The sequence below is a fragment of the Pseudomonas sp. C9-3 genome (assembly GCF_032392015.1).
Lineage (GTDB): Bacteria > Pseudomonadota > Gammaproteobacteria > Pseudomonadales > Pseudomonadaceae > Pseudomonas > Pseudomonas nitroreducens.
Map to the genome: position 1 here is coordinate 1,474,418 of NZ_CP135919.1, position 18,800 is coordinate 1,493,217.

Below are 18,800 nucleotides of genomic sequence, written 5' to 3' on the forward strand. Positions count from 1 at the left end.
GGCTGGATGTTCGAGATTCTGCTGGGAAGCCTGCTGGGTCTGTTCGGTTTTACCCAGGCGGTGGATACCAAGCCGCAGCAGCAGGGCACAGTGAATATCTCGCAGCCGCTCACGCCCAACGGACCGTTCCGCGAGTCGGTGCAGCTCGAACCGATGAGCCAGGTGCAGTTCCGCAACGTTATCCGCCAGGCCTATGACTACAGCTGCGGCTCGGCGGCGCTGACCACGCTGCTGGACTACTACCTGGGCCGCAACCTGGAAGAGCGTCAGGTCATGGAAGGCCTGATCAAGTATGGCGAGGCCGACAAGATCGTCCAGCGCCGTGGATTCTCGCTTCTGGACATGAAGCGTTATGCCGCCGCACTCGGCTACAAGAGTGGCGGCTTCCGTGCCGAGTTCTCCGACCTGGACTCGCTCGAACACCCGGCGCTGGTGCCGATCCACTATGCCGGCTTCAAGCATTTCGTCGTGGTCCGCGACGTCTACAACGACCACGTTTTCGTTGCCGATCCTGCCTTGGGCAACATCAGTTTCACCCGCGCCCGCTTCGAGGAAATCTGGGACCAGAACGTGCTCTTCGTCATCTACCCCAGCGGCCAGGAGCCGAAGAACGCCCTGGAGCTGCGCGAGGCCGACCTGCGCCTGGTGGACGACCGGACCGTCAGCCTGCTGGCATTCCGCGAGTTCCCGGAGATGAGCAAGCTCACCCAGAACCAGATTGGCGAAGCCGCCACGAAGGGGGATGTCCAGTACATCCGGCGCAAGTGATCGCCCGATCGGCCCATACGAATAAGAACAAGACCAGGGGATAGCAACATGGATTTCAAGGGGTTTGCGTGCGTTGCCGCTCTGGCCTTGCTGGTGAATGCCAGCGCCATCGCCGAAGAAGCGACAACCGAGGACGCGCGTGACGCGCTGGCCAAGAAGGACACCGACGCCGACAGCGCCAAGGCGCTGGAGCAGGTGTTCCAGGCCGCCGAGAAGAGCTACACCCTGCTCAAGAAGGGTGAACGCCAGCTGACCTACGGCTTCGACTACACCCTGATGCGCGACACGCGCCTGCAGGCCGTGCGCAGTGGCGAGAACGTCTACAGCGTGCTGGCCCAGAGCGAGGCGCAGCACACCTTCACCAACTCCTTCACCTTCGACTACGGCATCTGGGACAACCTGACCTTCAGCATGCGCCTGCCGTTCGTGGCCAAGTACGACACCGAGCGCGACATCCATGCCTACAGCCTGGGTGACATTTCCGCGACGATGCGTTGGCAGCCCTGGGCCGCGCGCCGTGGCCGGCCGGTCACCACGCTCTACGCAACCCTCGGCCTGCCCACCGGCGACAGCCCGTACAAGGGCAATGTGCAGGACGACGTATCCACCGGCGCTGGTTACTACAGCCTCGGTGCCGGGGCCAACATGTCCTACGTGATCGACCCGGTCGTGCTCTACGGCTCGCTGGGTTACACCTACAACATGAAGGTCGACGACATCCACCAGAATCAGTACGGCGAAGAGCTGGAGAAGGTGGTGCCGGGCGATACCCTCAACTTCGCCATGGGCATGGCCTATGCGCTGTCCTACGACGTTTCCTTGGCCACTTCCTATCAGATGGCCTACTCGTTCAAGAACAAGTACTACTTCAACGACCGTACGGTCGAGGCACCCGAGCAGACCAGCGCGATCATGAACTTCTCGCTCGGCCTGCGAACATCGCCGGACTACATCGTCAACGTGAACGCCGGTTTCGGTCTGACCGAAGACTCGCCGGATGTACTGCTGGGGGTTTCCCTGCCCCTGGATATCCAAGGCCTCAAAGCCCAGTAACCGACGAGCGACTACCACATGACTATGCGCATTTCGCCCCTCGCGGTGGCGATGGCAGGGGTAGGGTTTGGCTGGGCGACGCTCGCCAACGCCCAGTTGGCCAACGACCTGACCATCGGCAACCCCAAGGCCATGGCCATGGCCAACGCGGTCACGGCCGACTCCACCGGCATCGATGCGGTGCACTACAACCCTGCCGCCCTGACCAAGCTCAAGGGCCGCCAGACGCAGATCAAGCTGATCACCGGGGTCATGGACATCCGCGCCGGTTTCAAGGCTCCGCCGGACTATGGCTCCGCTGCATTCGGCCTGGACGACGACCCGGTGGCCGGCCAGAACAGCCGTACCCTGACCCCGACCATGTACCTGCCGGGCCTCGGCGGCATGACCGACATGCCGCTGCTGGTGGCGCCACTGGCGGGGCTGTCGATCAACCCGCCCGGCTCCAAGTTCACCTTCGCCACCAACGTCTACGCGCCCCAGGCGCTGGGCTATTCGCGCGACTCCGACAGCGACCCGGCGCGCTACGAAGGCCGTCGCGTCTCGCTGCAACGCATCACCTACTTCTCGCCCTCGGTGGGCTATGAGGTCAACGACACGCTGTCGGCGGGCCTGTCGATCGGCTTCTCGCACCAGGCCATGGCGCTGGATACCGACTTCCGCAACCCCGGCCTGCTCACCGGCCTGCTGCAGACCCTGCACGACACCACCTGCGTGCCGGGCGCGCAGGAGATCGTCGAGCTGGTTTTCAACGTCTGCGGTGGCCGCATCGGCCCCTACGATTCGCTGGCCAACCTCAAGCTGGACATGCAGCAGACCCTGTCGCCGAGCTTCAACCTGGGGGTGCTCTGGGAGCCCTACGACTGGTTCGCCTGGGGCGCGACCTACCAGAGTGAGTCACGCATGCACCTCAAGGGCAAATACCGCGTCGACTACACCAAGGACTGGCAGGGCTTCTGGTCCGGCATGCAGAGCTCGGTGTTCGGCGCCTTCCTCAGCCCGCTGTTCCCCTATGGCAACGCCGATGAAGAGCACGGTGTGGCGACGCTGAACATGGTCAACCCGGACAGTTTCTCCACCGGCATCAAGGTGCGTCCGTTCGACAAGTGGCAGTTCAACTTCGACCTGAAGTGGACCGACTACAGCGACTGGAACAAGCTGGAAATCGAGTTCGACAAGGAGCTCGACCTGCTGCGTATCGCCAAGAACTTCGCACCCAACGGCGCCACCGACCACAGCATCATCCTCGACCGCGGCTACCAGGACACCTGGAGCTACGCCATGGGCATGCAGTACGACGTCAACGACCGCCTGCAGCTGCGCGCCGGTTACGAATACCGACCCTCGGCGATCCCCAAGGACAAGGCGGACGCCCTGGTGCCCATTGGCGATGCCAACCTCTACGGCCTGGGCCTGGGTTATCAGTGGGACAAGGACACGGTGATCGACCTGGGCTTCAACTACTTCGTCTCCAAGCAGAACATCAAGGCGGGTACCAGTTGCAACCTGAACTGCACCGGCATCGACAACCTGGTCTACAACCCTTATGCCGGCCTCGATGTCAGCACCACGGTGAAGGCCTACGTCTTCGCCATGACTTACCGCACCACCTTCTGAGGGCATGAACATGGGCAGGCTGACCCTCCTGATCTCCTGCATCGCCGCCGCCGGCCTCAGCGCGTCGGTGCAGGCCGCCAGTGGCCGCTACCTGTCGTGGATCGACGACAGCGGCCAGGTGCACAACACCTTCGTCGACGACAGCTATGCCAAACAGCAACGCCAGGCGGACAAGCGCATCGACCAGAGCGACCGAGCGCGGTTGATCGACGTCAGCGCTACCCAGTGGCCGGGAAGCCGGCCAGCGGGGGAGAGCAAAAGGCGCTATTTCACCTGGGTCGATGCCCAGGGCAACCTGCAGAACAGCTTCTACGCCGCCGGCCAGGTCGCGCCCGGCCGGGCCGACTATGTGCTGCCCAACGGCGACCATTCCTCCGAGTACATCGATGCCGAGTCCTATGAGGACCGCGGCTTCGTCCGCAGCGAGAACGGCAGCCCGTACTTCACCTGGGTCGACGACAAGGGCCAGGTACGCAACTCGCCGATCACTGCGGAGCAGCGCGGCGAAACCTTCCGTCGTGGCGAGCAGGGCGGCAGCCAGATCGCTTTCACCGAAGGCCGCCAGATCGACCTGAAAACACGCCCGAGCAACTTGCCGGGACTCGATGGCACAGGCGAGCAGACCGACGCCATGAAGGCACTGCTCAAAGGCAGCGGCAAGACCCTGGACGATCTCTACGTCGACCTGCAGCGGCGCTGCTGCGACCAGATGGGCGAAGGCGACTTCACCGAGCTTTCGGCTGAGGAGCCGCGTTACGAGGAGCTGAACAAATTCTCGCCGAGCTTCGACTTCCCCATGGGCAAGAGTTACTACGTGGCGATGAAGCTGCCCAGCTCCCAGCGCGTCTACGGCCTGCGCGTGCGCAGCTTCGCCAATCACCAGGTGGTCTACCCCTCGCTGCTGTTCCTCGACGAGCAGAAACGCCCGACCCGGCTGGTGAGCGACGCGGTGTACAAGCTCAATCCGGAAACCTGGTACCGCTATGCGTTCATCGAGGGGACCATCCCGGTGCGTGCGAACCAGGGCGAGCGCTACGTGCTGTTGCTGACCACCGATGAGGACCGCAGCCTGCAGACTCTGGATAACAAACCGTACAAGCGCCCGCTGGAGAACCTGGCGGTGAACGAGGCGGGGATGAAGGTGCGCGATCACGGCGACCAGGGGGGCTTTGAGCTGGCGGTGGTGCGCTGAGCTGTGCGCGGGGTCGATGCTTTTCGTAGGAGCGAGGGGGACGCCTAGTTCTTGCTCGCGAACCGTCCAGTTGCGTAGGGCGCATAACGCGTCAGCGTTATCCGCCATAGAGTATCCGGCGGATAACCTGTTCCAGGTTATGCGCCCTACGGGGTTGCATCCCAGCGGTCACCCATGAAAAAGCCCGGCGATTGCCGGGCTTTTTCATGGAGCAGGGCGCCTCAGACTTCCTTCGGATGCACGTGGCCGAAGAGCTGCTGGGAGAAGCGCACGCGCTCCTCCGCCGTCTCCTTCACGCCCTTGGCTTCCAGCTCGGCGATATGCGCCTCGACGGCATGGGTGCGCAGGGTCAGGCCGCAGTCGTTGGCGATCTGGATGTTCAGGCCGGGACGGGCGTTGAGCTCGAGGATCAGCGGGCCCTTGTCCTGGTCCAGCACCATGTCCACGCCGATGTAGCCCAGGCCGCACAGCTCGTAGCAGCCGGCGGCGAGCTTCATGAAGCCGTCCCAGTTCGGCAACTGCACGCCGTCCACTGCATTGGTGGTGTCCGGATGCTTGCTGATCTTGTTGTTCAGCCAGGTGCCGCGCAGGGTCAGGCCGGTGGCCAGGTCCACACCCACGCCGATGGCGCCCTGGTGCAGGTTGGCCTTGCCGTTGGACTGGCGGGTCGGCAGGCGCAGCATCGCCATCACCGGGTAGCCCATCAGGACGATGATGCGGATGTCCGGCACGCCTTCGTAGCTGATGCTCTTGAAGATCTGGTCCGGGGTCACCCGGTACTCGATCAGCGCGCGGTCGCGGTGGCCGCCCAGGGAGTACAGGCCGGTGAGGATGCTCGACAGCTGGTGCTCGATTTCCTCGTGGCTGATGATCCGCCCGGAGACCGTCTTGTAGCGTTCCTCGAAGCGGTCGGCGATCACCAGGATGCCGTCGCCGCCGGCGCCCTGCGCCGGCTTGATCACGAAGTCGCTGCGCTCGCCGATGATTTCCGGCAGGCGTTCGATCTCCTTCTCGGTGGAGATGATCCCGTACATTTCCGGTACGTGGATGCCCGCTTCGATGGCGCGCTGCTTGGTGATGATCTTGTCATCGACGATCGGGTACAGGTGCCGCTGGTTGTACTTGAGCACGTAGTCCGCGTTGCGTCGGTTGATGCCCATGATGCCTTTGGCTTCCAGGGCTTTCCATCGCTTGATCAGGCCGAACATGGCTTAGTCCTTGAGGAAGGCTTTGAAGCGGAACAGTTCGGTCAGGCGGTAACCGCGGTAGCGACCCATCGCCAGCATGAACGACACCAGGATCAGCAGCACGGCCGGGAAGGTGAACACGAAGTACACCAGTTCCGGTACGCGCATCAGGATGTGCGCCAGTGCGGCGGCGAACAGGGTGCCGATGGCCGCCTTCATCGCGTGGGCGGCGCCGCGCTCTTCCCAGGTGATCGACAGGCGTTCGATGCTCATGGTCAGGATCACCATCGGGAACAGGGCGACCGACAGGCCGCTCTCGAAGCCGAGCTTGTGGCTGAGCAGGCTGATGGCGGCGATCATCACCACCACGAAGGTCAGCACCACCGACAGGCGCGGCAGCATCTGCAACTTCAGGTGTTCCAGGTAGGAACGCAGCGACAGGCCCAGCGCGGTGATCACCGTGAACAGGCCGATGCCCCACTGCAGGCCGGTCTCGCGGAAGGCCAGGGCGATCAGCACCGGGGTGAAGGTACCCAGGGTCTGCAGGCCGATCAGGTTGCGCAGCACCAGGATCACCAGCACGCCGAACGGGATCATGATCATGATCTGGAAGGTCTGCTGGGTAGACAGCGGCAGGCCGTACAGCGAGTACTCGAGGAAGGCCGCGTCGGTGTTCTCGTCCGACAGCTTGGCCAGGCGGATGGCGTTCATCTCGCTGCTGTTCAGGCTGAAATTGACCGTCGCTTTCTTGCCGCCCTCGATGGACAGCAGGCTCTCGTCACCCAGCCACCAGATCAGGCGGTCGTTGGGCAGGCCGCGTTCGCCGGTTTCCGGGTTGAAGTACAGCCACTCCTTGCCGTTGTAGCTGCGCAGCCAGAGTTCGGGTTGTTGCGGCTGGTTGGCGACCAGGCGGATGGTGTGCACGCGCTCCAGCGGCACGTGGGCCACGGCGAGCAGGGTCTCGACCACGTGGGAGCGCTTGTCCAGGCTGGTATCGCCGGCCAGCAGCAGCTTCACGTTGTCGTCATTGAGGTTGTTGGCGCGCTTGATGGCTTCGCTGACGAAGGTCTCGACATCCGCCGAATGCTGGCGGATGGGCGCGATCAGCGCTTCGGCGGCGATCTTGTCCGGGCCTTCGAGCGGCAGGCTGTCGCGGAAGATCGGGCCTTTCTCCTTGGCTTTCTCGCCGCTGGCGCCGGCATAGCGCTTGGTCAGCACCAGGCGGTAGTAGAGAGTCTGCTGGCCGCTGGCGCGACGCGAGGACCAGGTCACCTTGCGGTTGCCGTCCGAGCGGTTGATGCCCACACCGTAGTTGTTGGAGACGAAACTCTCGTTGAGGCTGACGTAATCCTGGGTCAGCGGCGGCACGAACATCTGCACCTTTACCGGGGTCTTCGGCGTGGCGACGAACTCGACTTTGGCGTCGATGTTCCACAGGTCGTCGGTTTCGGCCTCGGTCATGGGAATGCCGAGGACGAAGATCTGGTAGGCAGTGATCGCGACGCCCAGCGTCAGCAGGATGGCGATCAGGACCTTCAGATGCAGGGTAAGAGAGCGCATGGGATTACTCGGCAGGTTTCGCTACGGGTTGGCAGCCGGGCTTGCCGGCAGCGTATTTCAGGCTCGGGTCGACCAGGGCGCCGAAGCGCTTGAGCGCGTCGGAGCCGATCAGAAGCGGGTATTGGAAGGCGCTGCGGTCGGTAAGGTTCACTTCGATGGTGCGCAGGGCCTTGCCCATGCACAGCTCCAGTTCGATCACCGGGCGCGCGGTATAGGCCTTGCCTTCGTCGGGGTCGTAGTCGCCGTGGCGGCGCTTGATCTTGCTGATGCGCGCCAGGGGTTTCTCGATGGGCTGGCTGTCTGCGGTGTCGGTGGCCAGGTAGAAGCGCACCCAGGTCTCGCCGTCGCGCTTGAAGCGCTTGATATCGCGGGCGCTGAGGGAGGCGGTCTTGGCGCCGGTATCGAGCTTGGCGGCCAGTTCGATGTCCGGGTCGTTGATCCGCGCGTATTCGTTCAGGCCATAGACGGTCTTGCCGGCAGCGGCACTGATGCCGGGAAGCAGGAAGATGCTCAGGAAGAGGAGCAGGGCTGTGGGCTTGAGTCTCATGGGCCTTGATGAGTGAGTGGCCGCAAAGCCTTGAAAAGAAACGCCCCGGTCGTCACCCCATGTGGCTGTGGCCGGCATGCCGGCCGGCGGGGCCTGGTGACGCCAGGCAATAGCGCGGCGAATTCTATCATGTGGTTTTTCGCTGGCGACAGTCGGTTGGCGCCTTGGCAGGGTATTTGTTTCAGGCTCATAACAGGTCGGCGCGTACCTGCCGAGCAGCGAGGCGAGTGGCAGACTTTCCCCGCCCCGTCCGACCGCAGGAAGGCCGGACGGGTTCAGGGCGTCAGGGTTTTTCTTCCTGCGCAGTGACTTCGGTCCAACTGCTGTCCGGGTCGAAGCGGCTCATCTTCATGGCGATCTTGCCGCTCTCCGGGCCGAGGTTCTTCGAGAAAATCTCGCCGTCGTGGCTGATCATGAAGCTCATGACACCGCTGTCGCCGTACTTCACCGGCCAGGCGATCAGGGCAAAGCCGCGAGTCATCCTGCCGCCGATCTTATAGTCGTAGGCGCCACCCGGTGCCGATGGCCCCTGGGCCGCGAGGATGCGGTAGTGGTAGCCGTGCCAGCCGTCACCAGGCAGTTCGTCGCCGAACAGCGGGCCGAGCGGGCTCTCCTCGCCACCTTCTTCCTCGGGCCAGTACAGGCCATCGTGTTGCCCGTCGCTGCTGACGAACTTCTGTGCGTATTCCAGGATGCCGTCACCGTTGCGGTCGACCTCGGCGAAGTCCATCTGCGCATCGTGGTAGGCCTGCACGGCTTCCAGGGTCGATTCCTCGTTGCGGCCGATGCGGCGGATGCGGATTTCCTCGCCGCCGGCCTTGGCGTTGAATGCCCAGCCTTTTTTCTCCTGCTCGATGGGCAGGGGCAGCGTCCAGGGATCGTTACCCACCACCAGATGCGCGCGCTTGGCGTTGTCCTTGTGGATTTCGTGCTTGTCCCGATAGTGCGCGAGGAAGGCGTCCACCTCGTCGCGGTCGATACCTTCGGTGGGGATGTAGTTGTGCCAGTCATTGCCGAGCAGGGCAGCGAGGCGCTCCGGATCGGCTTTTTCGGTGCCGAGCGCGGCGATGAAGGCGTCGGCGGCGGCTTCCGGGGTGGGGAAGGACTCCTGCGCCAGCAGGACGCCGGGCAACGAACTCAGGAGGGCGAGCGCCAGCAGGCGCGATGCGATATGCATGACTCGTCTCCTATCGACGTCCGCCGCCACGAGGCGCGCGGGCAGGTCGTTGTACGGCATGGCCGGCGCGTGCCGCCTGCGGGCGGCTGGCAGCAGCGCGGCTGACTTGGCCGCGGTTGGCGAGCTCGCGGGTCTGCCGCGGATTGTTGGCGCCGGCGAAGGCGTTGTTGCGTGGAGCCTGGGTACGGGCGTGCTGCTGGCGGGCCTGTTCACGAATTTTCTGGTTGTTCTGCGCCCTCGGTCGCTGCTGGGATTGTGCGTTGCGGTTCTGCGCCACGTTCTGCACGCGCTGACGGGCCTCGGGGTTGTTCTTCAGCTCGCGGGTGGCGTTCTGCGCGCGTTCGCGGGCCTGATTGACGTCACGCGGTTCGCGGTTGGCCTGCTGCGCACGCTGGAGGGCCTGCGGGTTGTCGCGCAGATCGCGGGTCGCAGCCTGGGCGCGCTCACGTGCCTGCTGATTGTTCGCAGGCGGTGCGACTCCCCGCTGCGCCAGGCTTTCCCGTGCGCGCGAGCGCTCCTGTGCCTTGGTCGAGTCGAAGCCGCGCATGGCCTCGCGCTGCTCGCCACCGGCAAGCCGGCGGTTGTACTGCTCGCGGCTGCGGGTATCGCGATAGGGCACGCCGTTGCGGTAGGTCGGGTCATGGCGCCAAGCGGTGCGATTGCCGTTGACGGTGCGGTTGCTGTTGAAGTCGCGGTTGACGTTGACGTTCCGGTTGCTGTTGAAGTTGTTGTAATGCTCCACGTCCACGTCGATCTCGTGGTCGTCCCAGTCGCAGTCGCCCCAGAGCGAGCCGACGATGGCGACGCCTGCGCCAAATGCCAGGCCGGTCGCCAGTGCAGTGGCTACCGGGTATTCGGGCGGAGGCGGGTAGTAGACCGGTGGGCTCGACGGGTAGGCCCAGGTGCCGTAGACCTGCGTCGGGTTGTAGCTGGGGACGTAGACCACCTGCGGATTGGCCGGCTCGATGATGATCGTCTGCGCCGGCGCCGATTGCTGCACAACCGCGGTACCACCGCTGGGCGCGGGCTGAGCGGGAGCCGGCGGCGCCGGTTTGACGGTGACGGTCTGCTGCTCATTCGACTGCAGATTGCCGGCGGCCTGGGCCTGGCGACGCAGGCGCTGGATGGCGTCCATCACCGCATCAGGCTGGGCCAGGAAGGCATCGCCGACCCGCTGTACCCAGGCCGGGTCCTGTCCCAGTGTCGCCAGCACCAGTGGAAAGGCAACCAGCGACTGGACGCTGGGGTCCCATGGCTGATCTGCCACCTGCTTCACGGCGTCGTCGCCACTGACTTTGGGGTTCGCCTTCGACCATGCTGCCGCGTCGGCCACATTGCCGGGGTAGGTAGTCGCCATCAGCACCTGCGCCAGCAGAGAGTCGGGATACAGCGCCAGGGGCGCGAGCATCTGGTCCAGTTGCTCAGGGGTGAATACGGCCTGGGACTGTTGCTCTGCAGGGGCTGGGGCAGGTGCAGGTGCGGCGGCTGGTTGCGCGGGCGCAGCAGCCTGGGCCGGGGGCGGCGCTGGCACGGCGGCGGGCTGAGTGTTGGCGGGGGGCTCGGGTTGGCCGCCTTGGCTTTGGGTGGTTCATCCGAATCGCAACCCGACAGTGCCAGCAAGACGACCAGAACCAGGTACTGACATTCTCGCATGGCGCTCTCCTGTGCCGTTGCAGTGGAATGCCCGCCCCCATGACATAGGTCACGGGTAATTCGTGGGTCTGGAGAATGATAGGCGCAGCGGCGAGAAGCTGCCGAAAGATCAACGGCCGGTATGACCGGCCGTCGAGCGGAGAGGCGATGAGTCTCCGGGGGATTACTTCAGGCGACGCTCGACGCCTTTTTCCACCAGGATCTTCGCGGAGATTTCCTCCACCGAGAAGTGCGTGGAATTGATGTAGGCGATGTTTTCGCGACGGAACAGGTTCTCCACCTCGCGGACTTCGAACTCGCATTGGGCGAAGCTGGCGTAGCGGCTGTTGGGCTTGCGTTCGTGGCGGATGGCGGTGAGCCGGTCCGGGTCGATGGTCAGGCCGAACAGCTTGTGCTTGTAGGGCTTGAGCGCATTGGGTAGTTGCAGGCGCTCCATGTCCTCTTCGGTCAGCGGGTAGTTGGCCGCACGGATGCCGTATTGCAGGGCCATATAGAGGCAGGTGGGTGTCTTGCCGCAGCGCGAGACGCCGACCAGGATCAGGTCGGCCTTGTCGTAGTAGTGGGTGCGGGCGCCGTCGTCGTTGTCGAGGGCGAAGTTCACCGCATCGATCCGCTCCATGTAGTGCGGGTTATGGCCGATGCTGTGGGATTTTCCGACGGAATACGACGAGTCTGAGGATAATTCTTGCTCGAGCGGGGACAAAAAGGTCGAGAAGATGTCAATCATGAAACCGTTGGATTGCGCAAGGACCGAACGGATCTCACGATTGACGATGGTATCGAAGATGATCGGTCTTGCCCCGTCCGCCTCCGCAGCCCGGTTGATTTGCTGTACCATGACGCGCGCTTTTTCTTCGGTATCGATGTAAGGTCGCGTCAGTTTGGTGAAGTTGATGTTCTCGAACTGCGCCAGAAGGCTCTGGCCGAGGGTTTCGGCAGTGATGCCGGTGCCGTCGGAAATGAAGAATGCAGTTCGTTTCATGTGCGCTGCGGGCCTTATTAGGTAGGATCGAATCCTGGTTATGATAGGCCCCACGTTTGCAAGGCCCTTTGCCGGGGCATTCTCACCCATTTTTCCGGCTCCGGCCAGAAGGGTGGGGCCGCTCCGACTCGTATGACCTTTTCCAACACTTAGTGGAGAGATCACCTTGGTAGAGTACGTAGTTTCCCTCGATAAGCTCGGCGTCCACGATGTCGAACATGTGGGGGGCAAGAACGCATCCCTGGGCGAAATGATCAGCAACCTCGCCGGTGCCGGCGTTTCCGTACCGGGTGGCTTTGCCACTACCGCCCAGGCCTACCGTGACTTCCTCGACCAGAGCGGCCTGAACGATCGCATCCACGCGGCGCTCGACGCCCTGGACGTGGACGATGTCAACGCCCTGGCCAAGACCGGCGCGCAGATCCGCCAGTGGGTGATGGACGCCGAGTTCCCCGAGCGCCTCGATGCCGAGATCCGCAAGGCATTTGCCGAAATGGCCGGCAGCAATGACAACATGGCCGTGGCCGTGCGTTCCTCCGCCACCGCCGAAGACCTGCCGGATGCGTCCTTCGCCGGCCAGCAGGAAACCTTCCTGAACATCCGCGGCGTGGACAACGTGATCCGCGCGGCCAAGGAAGTCTTCGCCTCCCTCTTCAACGACCGTGCCATCGCCTACCGTGTGCACCAGGGCTTCGACCACAAGCTGGTCGCCCTGTCCGCCGGCGTGCAGCGCATGGTTCGTTCGGAAACCGGCACCGCCGGGGTGATGTTCACCCTGGATACCGAATCCGGTTTCCGTGACGTGGTGTTCATCACTGGTGCCTACGGCCTCGGCGAGACCGTGGTGCAAGGCGCGGTGAACCCCGACGAGTTCTACGTACACAAGCCGACCCTGGAAGCCGGCCGCCCGGCCATCCTGCGTCGCAACCTGGGCAGCAAGGCCATCAAGATGATCTACGGCGACGAAGCCAAGGCCGGTAAATCGGTCAAGGTGGTCGATGTGGAGAAGGCTGATCGCGCCCGCTTCGCCCTGTCCGACGCCGAAGTGACCGAGCTGGCCAAGCAGGCCCTGATCATTGAGAAGCACTACGAGCGTCCGATGGACATCGAGTGGGCCAAGGACGGTGACGACGGCAAGCTGTACATCGTGCAGGCCCGTCCGGAAACCGTGAAGAGCCGTTCCAGCGCCAACGTGATGGAGCGCTACCTGCTCAAGGAAAAAGGCAAGGTCCTGGTCGAAGGCCGCGCTATCGGCCAGCGCATCGGCGCCGGTCCGGTGAAGGTGATCCACGATGTTTCGGAAATGGACAAGGTCCAGCCGGGCGACGTGCTGGTCTCCGACATGACCGACCCGGACTGGGAACCTGTGATGAAGCGCGCCAGCGCCATCGTCACCAACCGTGGTGGTCGTACCTGCCACGCTGCGATCATCGCCCGCGAACTGGGTATCCCGGCCGTCGTCGGCTGCGGCAACGCCACCCAGGCGCTGAAGGATGGCCAGCGTGTGACCGTGTCCTGCGCGGAAGGCGATACCGGCCTGATCTACGAGGGCGAGCTGGGCTTTGACGTCCGTCAGAACTCTGTAGATGCCATGCCCGACCTGCCGTTCAAGATCATGATGAACGTCGGCAACCCCGACCGCGCCTTCGACTTCGCCCAACTGCCGAATGAAGGCGTGGGCCTGGCTCGTCTGGAATTCATAATCAACCGCATGATCGGCGTGCACCCCAAGGCGCTGCTGAACTTCGCCAGCCTGCCGGCGGACATCAAGGAAAGCGTCGAGAAGCGCATCGCCGGTTACGACGATCCGGTCGGCTTCTACGTCGAGAAGCTGGTCGAAGGTGTCAGCACCCTGGCCGCTGCCTTCTGGCCGAAGAAAGTCATCGTGCGCCTGTCGGACTTCAAGTCCAACGAATACGCCAACCTGATCGGCGGCAAGCTCTACGAGCCGGAAGAAGAGAACCCGATGCTCGGCTTCCGTGGCGCCTCGCGCTACATCAGCGAATCCTTCCGTGACTGCTTCGAGCTCGAATGCCGCGCGATGAAGAAGGTCCGCAACGAGATGGGCCTGACCAACGTCGAGCTGATGGTGCCGTTCGTCCGCACACTGGGCGAAGCCTCCCAGGTCGTCGATCTGCTGGCCACCAATGGTCTCAAGCGTGGCGAGAACGGCCTGCGCGTCATCATGATGTGCGAGCTGCCGTCCAACGCCCTGCTGGCCGACGAGTTCCTCGAGTTCTTCGACGGCTTCTCCATCGGCTCCAACGACCTGACCCAGCTGACCCTGGGCCTGGACCGTGACTCGGGCATCGTTGCGCACCTGTTCGACGAGCGTAACCCGGCCGTGAAGAAGCTGCTGTCCAACGCCATCCAGGCGTGCAACCGTGCCGGCAAGTACATCGGCATTTGCGGCCAGGGCCCGTCGGACCACCCGGACCTCGCCAAGTGGCTGATGGAGCAGGGCATCGAGAGCGTGTCGCTGAACCCCGACTCAGTCCTCGATACCTGGTTCTTCCTCGCCGAAGGCCAGTCCTGACGTTTCCCTTACCATCCTGAGAAGGGCGGGTGATTTCACCCGCCCTTTTTTGTGCAAGCGATTCCATGCAAAGCAGCAGTCAACTATTTCCCGTCGCGCTCGTGAGCGCCGAATTGCGGGGCGACCTCACCGAGGACGTCTACCGCCTCAAGCCCAACAACAGCCCGGACTCCAGCGTCGAGCTGGCCGTCACCCGCCTGGGGCGCCCCGACGGGCGCCGGGGTGTGCCGGTGATCCTGCTGCATGGCAGCTTTTCCAACCGCCGCTTCTGGTACTCACCCAAGGGCATTGGCCTGGGCGCCCATCTGGCGCGTGCCGGCTTCGACGTGTGGATCGCGGAAATGCGTGGCCACGGCCTTTCGCCGCGCAACGAGGACTACGACCGTAATCGGGTCGCCGACTACGCGCGCTTCGATCTGCCGGCCATCGCCAATTTTGTGGTCGAGCAGAGTGGCCAGGTGCCGCATTGGCTCGGCCACTCCCTGGGCGGCGTGACTCTCGCCGCCGCCCTGGGTGGCGGCTACCTGGATGATCAGCAAGCGGCCAGTGCGGCGCTTTGCGGCAGCCAGGTCAGCCGTACCTACTGGCCGCTGAAGTTGCCGCCTGTGGCATGGGGCGGGCGGTTCCTGCTCAAGCGCATGGGCGGCCTGTCCGGGGCCCGACTCAAGCGTGGGCCGGAGGACGAGCCGCTGGGACTGGCGCTGGAGGCCCTGCACTGGTACAGCCTGTTCGGCCGTTTCGGCGAGAAGGGCAATGACTGGTGGGCCGGGCTGCAGAAAGTCTCCGTGCCCGTTCTGGCGATCGGCTCCGATGGCGACATCCAGGACCCTGCCTGGGCCTGCCGCAAGCTACTGGAGCAGTTTGGCTCCGAGGTGCGTGAATATCTGCACCTGGGGCGTCGTCAAGGCTTCTCCGAGGATTTCGGCCACGTTGACATGCTGATCAGCAAGGGCGCCCAGCGCGAAGTCTGGCCACAGCTGCAGCATTGGCTGGAGCACGGTTGCCTGCCAGCGGGGCAGGGCGCTCTGGCGCAGGCTTGAGCTTGGCGTGGCAGGGAGTAGACTGTGACGCCATTGCGGCTTTCGGTCACATCCGGGCCTGAAACCCTGCCGGATTTCATCAAGAGGAGCGTCTCCATGCATTACGTCACCCCCGATCTGTGCGATGCCTACCCGGAGCTGGTCCAGGTCGTCGAGCCGATGTTCAGCAACTTCGGCGGGCGGGACTCCTTCGGTGGCGAGATCGTCACCATCAAGTGCTTCGAGGACAACTCGCTGGTCAAGGAGCAGGTCGAGAAGGATGGCAAGGGCAAGGTGCTGGTGGTGGATGGCGGCGGCTCGCTGCGTCGCGCGCTGCTGGGCGACATGCTCGCCGAGAAAGCTGCCAAGAGCGGCTGGGAAGGCATCGTGGTGTACGGCTGCATCCGTGACGTCGACGTGATCGCGCAGACCGACCTGGGCGTGCAGGCACTGGCCAGCCACCCGATGAAGACCGACAAGCGCGGCATCGGCGACCTGAACGTCGCCGTGACCTTCGGCGGCATCACCTTCCGCCCAGGCGACTTCGTCTATGCCGACAACAACGGCATCATCGTTTCGCCTAAAGCTTTGAAAATGCCGGAATAATTCGAACCTTCCCACAAGGTTTCGAGTCAATGCCGGGAGCGGAAGCTTCCGGCATTTTTCATGGGGCTGCGTTCACACGATCTGGAGCGAGGGGAGAGGGCATGCAGCAGTACGAAAGCGGCACGGAACGCGGGTTGATCGACGGCTTCGTGCTGGATGGCCATGGTGGCGGTCGGCGGATCACCCGTAGCGAATTGCCGCTGCTGGACCTCAAGCCCGAGGAAAGCCTCTGGGTGCACTGGGATCGCGGTGTGCCCGAAGCCCAGGCCTGGTTGCGCGAGTCCAGTGGGCTTAACGAGTTCGCCTGCGACCTGCTGCTGGAGGAGGCGACACGCCCGCGCCTGGTGGACCTGGGCGGCGAGCGCCTGCTGCTGTTCCTGCGCGGGGTGAACCTGAATCCCGGTGCAGTTCCGGAGGACATGGTCTCGCTGCGGGTCTATGCCGAGTCGCAACGCGTGATTTCCCTGCGCTTGCGTCCGCTCAAGGCCGTGGCTGACCTACGCACTGACCTGGATACGGGGCGTGGCCCCAAGACCGCGTCGGAAGTCGTTCTCTACCTGGCCCATTACCTCACCGATCGCGTGGACACCCTGATCGGCGGCCTGGCCGATCAGCTTGACGCCATGGAAGAAGCCATCGAGGAGGACGAGCGCAGCATTCCCGACCAGCATCAGTTGCGCACCCTGCGTCGACGTGCCGCAGGCCTGCGGCGATATCTGGCGCCCCAGCGGGAGATCTACTCGCAGATGGTCAAGTTCAAGCTGTCCTGGACGGTGGCCGACGACGCCGACTACTGGAACGAGCTATACAACCGCCTGACCCGCAACCTGGAAGAACTGGAGCTTGTCCGAGAGCGCATCAGCCTGATCCAGGAAGCCGAACATCGTCGAATTACCGAGCGAATGAACCGCACCATGTACCTGCTTGGTATCATCACCGGCTTTTTCCTGCCCATGAGCTTCGTGACCGGGCTCCTGGGCATCAACGTCGGTGGCATTCCGGGTGCGGATGCGCCTTATGGGTTCGTCGCTGCCTGCCTGTTGATCGGTGGTCTGGCGACATTCCAATGGTGGATCTTCCGCCGCCTGCGTTGGCTCTAGGTGTGACTTTCGAGGTGGTGGGGGCGTCAAGCACCTCACACAGGCGAGGTGCGTATGCACGACCCATTTGAAGAATCCTTGCGCGATCTGCTGCGAATGCCCCCGGAACAGCCGGGTGACAACTCGCGCCTGGACCGCGTGCTCAAGACCGCCAACCGCCAGGTGGGCGCGGGCGATCTGTTCAGCCTGATTGGGCACTGGTTCCAGGCCCTTTCCATCGGCGTGAGCCGTGGCGCCGCACACCTTGCACCCGTCTCGCGCCACGCGCAGAATTCCGCCCCTTCCGCTGACAAGGCCGACTGAACATGCAATTCGACATCTGGACGCAAAGCCTGCTCACCGCGATGAACACCCTGTGGGGCAAGCTGGCCGGGTTCATCCCGAACCTGCTCGCCGCCCTGGTAATCGTGCTGCTCGGCTTCGTCGTCGCCAAGCTGCTGGACGCGCTGCTTTCCAAGTTGCTCGCCAAGCTCGGCCTCGACCGCCTGATGGCGGGTACCGGCCTGACCAAGCTGCTGTCGCGCGCCGGGATCCAGGTGCCGGTTTCGACCCTGATCGGCAAGATCATCTACTGGTTCGTGCTGCTGGTGTTCCTCGTCTCTGCCGCGGAGTCCCTGGGCCTGCAGCGTGTCTCGGCGACTCTGGACATGCTCGCGCTGTACCTGCCCAAGGTGTTCGGCGCAGCACTCGTGCTGATCGTCGGCATCCTGCTCGCCCAACTGGCCAACAGCCTGGTGCGTGGCGCTGCGGATGGCGTCGGCCTCGAATACTCCAACGGCCTGGGTCGTGTCGCTCAGTGGCTGGTCATCATCATCAGCATCTCGGTCGCCATCGGCCAGCTCGAGGTGAAGACCGACCTGCTGAACTACATCATCGCCATCGTGCTGATCACTATCGGTCTGGCCGCTGCGCTAGCGCTGGGCCTGGGCAGTCGCGAAGTGGCGGGGCAGATTATCGCGGGGATCTACGTGCGGGAGCTGTATCAGGTCGGACAACAGGTGAAAGTGGCGGATGTCGAAGGCATCATCGAGGAAATTGGTACCATCAAGACTATCCTGCTGACAGACGAGGGTGAGCTGGTGTCGATCGCCAACCGCATCCTGCTCGATCAGCGTGTGACCAGTCGCTGAAGATGATGACCGATTGCCGGTCCGGCTTACCGAAAGCCGCGCCGGACGCTGACTTGACCTGGCCCGACCCGACTTGAACAAGCCGCAATCATTGTCCTTGCGCTATGACCCGCGCCAGCTCACCGATGAGGAGCTGGTGGAGCGTTCTCACGAGGAGCTTTACCACGTGACACGGGCCTATGAAGAGCTGATGCGCCGCTACCAGCGCACGCTGTTCAACGTCTGTGCGCGCTACCTGGGCAACGACCGGGACGCCGATGATGTGTGTCAAGAGGTCATGCTCAAGGTGTTGTATGGTCTGAAGAACTTCGAGGGCAAATCGAAGTTCAAGACCTGGCTGTACAGCATCACTTACAACGAGTGCATAACCCAGTATCGGAAGGAGCGGCGCAAACGCAGATTGCTTGATGCGCTGAGTCTGGATCCAGTCGAGGAGGCATCTGAAGAGAAGTCTCCGAAAGTCGAAGAACGGGGTGGGCTAGACCGCTGGCTAGTTCATGTCAATCCCATTGATCGGGAAATCCTAGTCCTTCGATTTGTAGCTGAACTGGAGTTCCAGGAGATCGCCGATATCATGCACATGGGGCTTAGCGCCACGAAAATGCGCTACAAGCGTGCACTCGATCGAATGAGAGAAAAGTTTTCCAATGTGACGGAATCTTAGTCGGGGAAA

At 63.4% G+C, this 18,800-nt stretch carries 17 protein-coding genes; 11 read left to right on the forward strand and 6 right to left on the reverse strand.

What is annotated here, in order from left to right:
• Positions 1-6 precede the first annotated feature (6 nt).
• From RS899_RS06515 to RS899_RS06530, 4 genes are read left to right on the forward strand one after another with little or no spacing between them, the layout of a single operon-like run.
• The gene (locus RS899_RS06515) at positions 7-768 is read left to right on the forward strand and encodes a C39 family peptidase (RefSeq protein ID WP_024765704.1); all 762 of its coding nucleotides are present in this window, start codon (positions 7-9) and stop codon (positions 766-768) included.
• Positions 769-816: 48 nt separating this feature from the next.
• A complete protein-coding gene (locus RS899_RS06520; RefSeq protein WP_054908496.1) occupies positions 817-1,821 on the forward strand; it encodes a transporter in 1,005 nt (334 codons plus the stop codon).
• An 18-nt stretch (positions 1,822-1,839) separates the two neighbouring features.
• The gene (locus RS899_RS06525) at positions 1,840-3,438 is read left to right on the forward strand and encodes an outer membrane protein transport protein (protein ID WP_233300120.1); all 1,599 of its coding nucleotides are present in this window, start codon (positions 1,840-1,842) and stop codon (positions 3,436-3,438) included.
• Between the two features lie 10 nt (positions 3,439-3,448).
• Positions 3,449-4,630, forward strand: coding sequence for a MalM family protein (locus RS899_RS06530; protein ID WP_315809396.1), 1,182 nt, complete (start codon positions 3,449-3,451; stop codon positions 4,628-4,630).
• A 221-nt stretch (positions 4,631-4,851) separates the two neighbouring features.
• On the opposite strand, the gene RS899_RS06535 is transcribed toward RS899_RS06530, so the two are convergent.
• The 6 genes from RS899_RS06535 to ppsR form a co-directional block, all read right to left on the reverse strand.
• Positions 4,852-5,838, reverse strand: a complete 987-nt coding sequence (locus RS899_RS06535; protein WP_315809397.1) for an alpha-L-glutamate ligase-like protein — start codon at positions 5,836-5,838, stop codon at positions 4,852-4,854.
• A 3-nt stretch (positions 5,839-5,841) separates the two neighbouring features.
• Positions 5,842-7,377 (reverse strand): inactive transglutaminase family protein, encoded by a 1,536-nt coding sequence (locus RS899_RS06540; RefSeq protein ID WP_038803686.1) that lies wholly within the window; start codon positions 7,375-7,377, stop codon positions 5,842-5,844.
• A gap of 4 nt (positions 7,378-7,381) precedes the next feature.
• Positions 7,382-7,924, reverse strand: a complete 543-nt coding sequence (locus RS899_RS06545; RefSeq protein WP_054908497.1) for an ATP-dependent zinc protease family protein — start codon at positions 7,922-7,924, stop codon at positions 7,382-7,384.
• A gap of 283 nt (positions 7,925-8,207) precedes the next feature.
• Positions 8,208-9,101: a DUF2950 domain-containing protein gene (locus RS899_RS06550; protein ID WP_315809398.1), complete on the reverse strand. Its 894-nt coding sequence runs from the start codon at positions 9,099-9,101 to the stop codon at positions 8,208-8,210.
• Positions 9,102-9,111: 10 nt separating this feature from the next.
• Entirely contained in the window at positions 9,112-10,509 is a 1,398-nt protein-coding gene (locus tag RS899_RS06555) for a DUF3300 domain-containing protein (RefSeq protein WP_315809399.1), read from the reverse strand.
• Between the two features lie 408 nt (positions 10,510-10,917).
• Positions 10,918-11,736 carry a posphoenolpyruvate synthetase regulatory kinase/phosphorylase PpsR gene (gene ppsR, locus RS899_RS06560; RefSeq protein ID WP_017516884.1) on the reverse strand — a complete coding sequence of 273 codons (819 nt, stop codon included), beginning with the start codon at positions 11,734-11,736 and terminating at the stop codon, positions 10,918-10,920.
• Between the two features lie 166 nt (positions 11,737-11,902).
• On the opposite strand from ppsR, the gene ppsA reads away from it, so the two are divergent.
• From ppsA to sigX, 7 genes are all read left to right on the forward strand, one after another.
• On the forward strand, positions 11,903-14,272 hold the full coding sequence (gene ppsA / locus RS899_RS06565; protein WP_054907752.1) for a phosphoenolpyruvate synthase: 2,370 nt from the start codon (positions 11,903-11,905) through the stop codon (positions 14,270-14,272).
• 65 nt (positions 14,273-14,337) lie between these two features.
• On the forward strand, positions 14,338-15,312 hold the full coding sequence (locus RS899_RS06570) for an alpha/beta fold hydrolase (protein ID WP_315809400.1): 975 nt from the start codon (positions 14,338-14,340) through the stop codon (positions 15,310-15,312).
• Between the two features lie 96 nt (positions 15,313-15,408).
• On the forward strand, positions 15,409-15,897 hold the full coding sequence (gene rraA / locus RS899_RS06575; protein ID WP_315809401.1) for a ribonuclease E activity regulator RraA: 489 nt from the start codon (positions 15,409-15,411) through the stop codon (positions 15,895-15,897).
• A gap of 101 nt (positions 15,898-15,998) precedes the next feature.
• The gene (locus RS899_RS06580) at positions 15,999-16,997 is read left to right on the forward strand and encodes a zinc transporter ZntB (RefSeq protein ID WP_315809402.1); all 999 of its coding nucleotides are present in this window, start codon (positions 15,999-16,001) and stop codon (positions 16,995-16,997) included.
• A 54-nt stretch (positions 16,998-17,051) separates the two neighbouring features.
• Complete coding sequence (locus tag RS899_RS06585) at positions 17,052-17,300, forward strand: hypothetical protein (RefSeq protein ID WP_054907748.1); 249 nt, start codon at positions 17,052-17,054, stop codon at positions 17,298-17,300.
• A 2-nt stretch (positions 17,301-17,302) separates the two neighbouring features.
• Complete coding sequence (locus RS899_RS06590) at positions 17,303-18,127, forward strand: mechanosensitive ion channel family protein (RefSeq protein ID WP_024765714.1); 825 nt, start codon at positions 17,303-17,305, stop codon at positions 18,125-18,127.
• Between the two features lie 73 nt (positions 18,128-18,200).
• Positions 18,201-18,791, forward strand: coding sequence for an RNA polymerase sigma factor SigX (gene sigX / locus RS899_RS06595; protein ID WP_024765715.1), 591 nt, complete (start codon positions 18,201-18,203; stop codon positions 18,789-18,791).
• Positions 18,792-18,800: the final 9 nt, after the last annotated feature.